This is a genomic window from Nocardia sp. NPDC051756 (assembly GCF_040681495.1).
Classification (GTDB): domain Bacteria; phylum Actinomycetota; class Actinomycetes; order Mycobacteriales; family Mycobacteriaceae; genus Nocardia.
The window spans coordinates 1-1,832 of the sequence record NZ_JBFAYV010000038.1 but is presented as its reverse complement, the minus strand read 5'-3'; the positions used below and the strand labels follow the sequence as shown (position 1 = coordinate 1,832).

Below are 1,832 nucleotides of genomic sequence, written 5' to 3'. Positions count from 1 at the left end.
TGTACCCATTCTACCACTTCAATATTATTTGTCAATAAGAAAAACATCAATAGTTGATGTTTTTCATGAGTATTTATGAAAAGTTTTTCTGGAATAAGCATAGTCTATCATAATTATATTAACATTCGCTTAATGGAAAGTCAACGAAAAACTAGACACGGAGTTAAGAGAATTTAAGAATTATATTTTTCAAAGTCTTTTGGAGACTTGTAATCAAGACCTGAATGCATCCTTTTTGTATTGTAATAGGTCTCAATGTATTTAAATATTTCTTGAGTAGCCTCAGCTCTTGTCTCAAAATGAGCATCATTAATAAGCTCCCTCTTTAGCGTCTTATAAAAAGACTCCATCATTGCATTGTCATATGGATTTCCTTTACGACTCATGCTAGATTGAGCACCGACTTGACGAAGAGTAGATTGATAACGAGAGCTTGTATATTGACTCCCTTGATCAGTATGGACAATCAAGCCAGGCTGAGGATGTTCTTTCCCACAAGCTTGCAAGAAGCAATCCCTCACCAGTTTATCTTGCATCCGTGAAGACATTGACCAGCCTACAATCTTACGTGAAAAAACGTCGATATTCACGGCTAAGTATAAGGTGCCTTCTTTGGTAGGGATATAGGTCATGTCTCCCAGCCATACTTTATTAGGAGCTGTTGCTTTAAAGATCTGATTAATTAAATTGGGTCTTGAAAGCGAAGCTCCTTTTCTGTTGTAATGTTTATATTTATAACGGCTTCCCTTGGCATAAAGTCCCATCAAGTGCATCAGTTTTCCAACACGTTTCGTGTTGGTCATAATACCAGTATTATGAAGTACCTTGGTAATTCTAACCGCACCATAGCGTCCCTTATGCTCATGAAAGACAGCTTTTATCTTCTCTGAGAGAATTTCTCTCTCCACTTGTTGTTTTGAAGGACGACGATGCATGTATTCATAGAAACCTGAGCGAGAAACCTTAAGAACTTTTACTGCATGTTTAATTTTTATCTTCCCATGATGTTTCAAGAGAAATTCAAAACGTTTTACTTGCTTCGCTTCAAGAAGACCCGGAACTTTTTTAGAAGTTCAAGTTCCTCCTGAAGATAACGATTTTCTTTCTCTAACAATTTAATCTTATGTTGGGCATCAGCTAGGGCTGTCCCATTGCCTGGAAAAGCACTTTCTCCATATTCTTCAACTTCTTGAACCCAGCGATAAAGACTATTGGCATGAACCTCAAGCTCTTGGCTGACTTCTTTAACAGAGTAACCCTCTTCAAGAATGAGTTTTACTGCAGAATTTTTAAATTGTTTATCGAATTTTCTTCTTGCCATAATAAACCTTTCCACGATTTCTCTTAACTTTGTGTCTAGTTTATTATAACCTTTCCACCTTTCATTTTTGTGTCTTAATAGACAGATTATAACACCCAATTTTCTGTCCACTTTTATAGTATAGCTCCAATTCAAGATGACTTGGAAGAACTAGAAGTAATCGCTAAAGGTGTGTTTGAGTCTTCCATACGTGCTATCTTTCCATTTGACGGAAGAGATAAATACTTAACTCTATCAAAAAAATCAAAGTAACCACGACCGCAAGGGATTTTTCCTAAAGGCAGAACGTCCGATTTTTTCAATTGAGGTGGACAAGCGGAGCGACAAAAGCGAACAGGGAGACTTTATGCTATAATGAGTTTAAAGAAAACTGACACGCAGAGCATGCGGTTAAATTGTTCCATAGAGAAGTCTATCGAGCAACAGGCGAGTTGCTATGGACTGTCATCGTCGAATGCGTACAGCTGATGTGGGTGCGGGGCGACCGCACATACGCGGAGGGAACGCGGTG

General features: G+C 38.0%; 1 protein-coding gene. It reads right to left on the bottom strand.

Annotated features, from left to right (window positions below):
* Window positions 1–173: 173 nt before the first annotated feature.
* A protein-coding gene (locus tag AB0M22_RS45640) for an IS3 family transposase (protein ID WP_095586744.1) occupies window positions 174–1,321 on the bottom strand; the annotation gives its coding sequence in 2 pieces (ribosomal slippage) (window positions 174–1,069 and window positions 1,069–1,321; 1,149 coding nt in all).
* Window positions 1,322–1,832: the final 511 nt, after the last annotated feature.